This window comes from Xenorhabdus koppenhoeferi (assembly GCF_900116635.1).
Lineage (GTDB): Bacteria > Pseudomonadota > Gammaproteobacteria > Enterobacterales > Enterobacteriaceae > Xenorhabdus > Xenorhabdus koppenhoeferi.
Window position 1 is genome coordinate 1 of sequence record NZ_FPBJ01000070.1, and the last position, 4,565, is coordinate 4,565.

Genomic DNA, 4,565 nt, shown 5'->3' on the forward strand with positions numbered 1-4,565 from the left:
GAACAGGCCCCCGCCCACCTGCTGCATGTTTACGGGCCGACAGAAACCACCACATTCGCCACGGCCTACGACATTCCAGTGATCGAAGATGAAAATGAAAACGGAACACTCCCTATCGGGCAGCCTATCAGTAATACCCGCATTTATATCCTGGACAAACTGGGCCGGCCCGTTCCCATTGGGGCGGCGGGGGAAATCCATATTGGGGGCGATGGCGTTGCCCGCGGTTATCTGAATCGCCCTGAACTGACGGCGGAGCGTTTCCTCACCGATCCGTTCTCCCCGGAGCCGGGAGCAAGGATGTATAAAACCGGTGATCTCGCCCGCTGGTTGCCAGACGGCAATATCGAGTACCTTGGCCGCAATGATTCTCAGGTCAAGCTGCGCGGTTTCCGCATTGAGCCGGGTGAAATCGAAAGTGCCCTTGTTTCCCACCCACAAGTCAAGCAGGCCGTCGTGATTGACCGTGAGCATCGCGGGAATAAAGTACTGGTTGCGTATCTGGTCACAGAAAGTGCACTGTCTGATGATATCTTGATTAAATATCTCTCCTCTCGTTTGCCGGAATATATGGTTCCTGCCAGTTTTACTCGCATTGAGTCCATGCCGCTGACCCAAAACGGTAAAGTGGATCGCCGTGCCTTACCTGAACCAAGTTGGGGAAACAGGGATAACTATGTCGCGCCCCGCAATGCACTGGAAAACCAGCTATGTGCTATCTGGAAAGAAGCATTGGGGCTGGAATACATCGGCATTGAAGATAACTTTTTCCGCATTGGCGGGGATTCAATTGTCAGTATCCAGTTAGTCTCCAGACTGCGTCAGGCCGGCTTCTCCCTTCAGGTTAAATCGATTTTTGCAGCACCAACCGTGGCTCAGTTAGCTCAATTGTTAATACAAACTTCTGCTACAGAAAAAGTTGTTGCGGAGCAGGGTTTATTGAATGGGGAATTTGGCCTGTTGCCTATCCAGCAAACATTCCTCAACTGGAATTTATCGAATCCGCACCATTGGAATCAGGCATTTATGATTCAGATCCCAGGTAATATCAGATCCACACAGATTGAACAGGCCCTGATAACACTGGCTGAGCGACATGATATGCTGCGTACGCGCTTTTTAGATACCGAAAACGGCTACCGTCAGTATTATTCTAAGGAAACATCCGCTTCATCCCCCCTTTTACAGTACTGCGATATTCGTGAATTAAATAAGGCAGAACTGCATCAACAATTGACCCGATGGCAAAGCGGGTTCGATTACAACAACGGGCCATTATGGCAAGCGGGGCATCTGACCGGATACTCTGATGGCAGCGCCCGGCTGTTCTTCGCATTCCACCACCTGATTATTGACGCTGTATCGTGGCGAATTATTGCTGAAGATATGCGTCTGTTATTACAGGGCATGACTTTGCCACCGAAAACCAGCAGTTATCGGCAATGGGTAGCCGCCGTCCGCCATTATGCTCAACAGCATCAAAGTGAAGTGTCCTACTGGCAACGGATGATAACAGGAAGCAGTATCAAACCCGCGCCGGATAACGTCACTCAACACCCGTTAAGCATTTCTGCTGGGATGACAGACATCCTGCTGCATGAAGCCAATGCTGGTTATCACACTGAAATTAACGATTTACTGCTGAGCGCACTGACAATGGCCTTGCAGGAGACGTTCTCACGCGCCGTAAACGACATCATTCTGGAAGGTCATGGACGGGAGTCGATTGATAACTTATTGGATCTTTCCGAAACCGTCGGCTGGTTCACAACCATGTATCCTGTTCGTCTGGAAATGCAGGCGGATATTGCAGAAACCATTATTCACACCAAAGAGATGCTGCGTGGCATACCAAACAAAGGCATTGGTTACAGCGCATTACATCAAGCCGGCTATCTGACAGGCGATTTGCCGGCGATCAGTTTCAACTACCTCGGACAGTTAGGAGGTGCCAGCCATCAAGACTGGGCCATCACCAGCGATGATAGTGGCGATATGATAGCCAAAGAAAACGGCAGCCACTTACTGCTGAGCATCAATGGCGCGGTGCTGGCCGGAAAACTGCAATTCAGTGTGGATTCCCGCTTGCCGCAAACTCAGACAGCCGTGTTTATCAAAGCCTTTGAACAAGCACTCAATAACATCATTAAGACTGGTCAAAATCAGGCCCAATCCGGGAGCATAAAAACTCCCAGTGATTACGGCATCAAGGGTGTTTCGATGGAGCAACTCAACCAGCTTACTCATCGCTTTAATCATGTAAGTCATGAAAACCCGCACCACAACTCAGAAAAGAAAACTATTTTGGACGTATAAAAAATGTTGATGCTATTTAAAGAACTTAACAAAAATCATGTATCAGTATGGGTCTGTGAGAATAAGTTAAAACTGGCATTTACAGGGGAAGCTCCCCCTGTTCAACTTATTGATGAAGTTAAGCAGAGAAGAGAAAGCCTATTAGATTTTTTAAACGAAAAAAGTATCTTCTCTGAAGAAGAATTTAACCGTTTTATTTCCAATGAAAACCGCACTGACTTGGCGGGTTCTGCCATCTCGCCCCAAAATAAAATTGCAGCGATATTTTCTGCCACCAGCTTGCAGCAGGGCTTTATCTACCATCATCTGGCACAACCAGAGGATGATGCTTACCGTGTACAACTTTTGTTGGATTACCACACTTATGTGGATCTTGCCGTCTATCAGCGAGCATGGTCTCTGGCATCACTGCGTTTTCCTATCCTCAGAACCGCATTTGATTGGGAAGGAAAAATATTACAGATAGTGACAGAAGGTTCCAGTATTGGATCAAAGCATTTTACGACCAAAGATATCAGCCACTTGTCAGAAGAAGAGCGAAACAAGGCGATTGAGGCGATCCAACAAAATGACCGTATCTTGTCTTTTGATTTAAGTCAGCCGGGATTAATCCGTTTCACTTTCATCAAACAGGATGAACAGCTCACAACTGTTTTGGTCACGCTACATCATTGCATTATTGACGGCTGGAGTTACCCGATTTTATTGCAAACCGTGCATGAGTATTACAATGAACTTACGCAAGGACGCACGCCAAAAATAGTGGTAGATAAAGCCTATCTGGCAACCCAGCAATATTATCTGGATCATAAAGCAGAATCCGAGGCTTACTGGGCTGAACGCAAATCTCAATTCGGCAGAATGAATGATTTTTCATCCTTGTTAAGTCATCGTGTTGATTTAATGCAGATAAAAACCGTTGAAAAACCTGCCGAACAGATATTCACGATACAGGGAAACACTTATGAGCAACTAAAAGATACGTGCCGGACCCAGGGAATCACTCTGAATGTGGCACTGCAATTCGCCTGGCATAAACTTCTGCACAGTTACACCGGGGATGAGCAAACCATTGTTGGCACCACCGTATCAGGACGCGATGTTCCCGTGGAGGGAATTGAGTCCAGTGTTGGCTTGTATATCAATACGTTGCCGCTGATGGTGCAGTGGGATCAAGCAGACAGTATCGATGCTGTTTTACAAAATATCCAGAAAGATATTGCCGCACTCAATAGCCACAGTGATATCTCTCTATCTGACTTGCAATCTAATGGAGAACGGTTATTCCATAGCCTGCTGGTCTTTGAAAATTATCCTCTTCCAGAAGCGAACGAAAACAAGGAAGGTATAGAGCACACCCTGACATTCCGCCGTGCTGTCGAAAAAGTAGATTATCCGGTTCTGTTGATGTCCTACGAACACAATAACTGTTTAATAATAAAATTCAGTTATGGTGAAGACTGGCTGACGGAAAAACAGGCACAACGTTTGCTTTGCCAGCTTGAGCGGATTCTGCACGCGGTAGCATACAACCCAGGCCAGCCACATACATCAATAACTTTCCTCGGTAATGAAGAACATCATACTCTGCTGCACAGCTGGAACCAGACGGATGCCCCCTATCCGCAGGACAAGACCCTGCAACAACTGTTTGAAGTGCAGGCCGCCCAACGCCCCGAGGCCATCGCCGTCATATTTGAAGAGCAACGGATAAGCTATGGTGAACTCAACCGGCGTGCCAACCGTCTGGCTCATCACCTGATGGCACTGGGGGTACGGCCGGATGATCGGGTCGCCCTTTGCCTCGAACGTAGTCCGGACATGGTGGCGGGGATACTCGCCATCCTCAAGGCGGGTGGAGCCTACGTGCCGCTCGATCCGGCCTATCCGTCAGAACGACTGGCTTATATGCTTGAAGATGCCGCTCCCGTGGCCTTATTGACGCTGACCCCTCTGGCTGAAAAACTGACCCGCACCATGCCCCGCACCATGCCCCGCACCATCCCGACAATATTGCTCGATAATCAGGCGCTGTGCCTTGAAACCCTGCCGGACAATAATCCTGACACGCCGGCTCTCGGGCTGACATCACGCCATCTGGCCTATGTGATCTACACCTCCGGTTCCACCGGACAGCCGAAAGGCGTGATGGTCGAGCACCGCAGTGTCCTGCGCCTGATTATCAATAATGGCTTTGCCGATATCGGTCCCGATGACTGCATCGCCCATTGTGCCAATATTTCATTTGA

The 4,565-nt window shown here is 48.5% G+C and carries 2 protein-coding genes; both read left to right on the forward strand.

Going from position 1 to position 4,565, the window contains the following annotated elements; all coding sequences use genetic code 11:
- Positions 1–2,316 (forward strand): condensation domain-containing protein (locus BM329_RS13970; protein ID WP_143101254.1); only part of this gene is annotated, 2,316 nt, incomplete at its 5' end.
- A gap of 3 nt (positions 2,317–2,319) precedes the next feature.
- The coding region (locus tag BM329_RS13975) for a non-ribosomal peptide synthetase (RefSeq protein ID WP_143101255.1) at positions 2,320–4,565 on the forward strand (2,246 nt) is incomplete at its 3' end.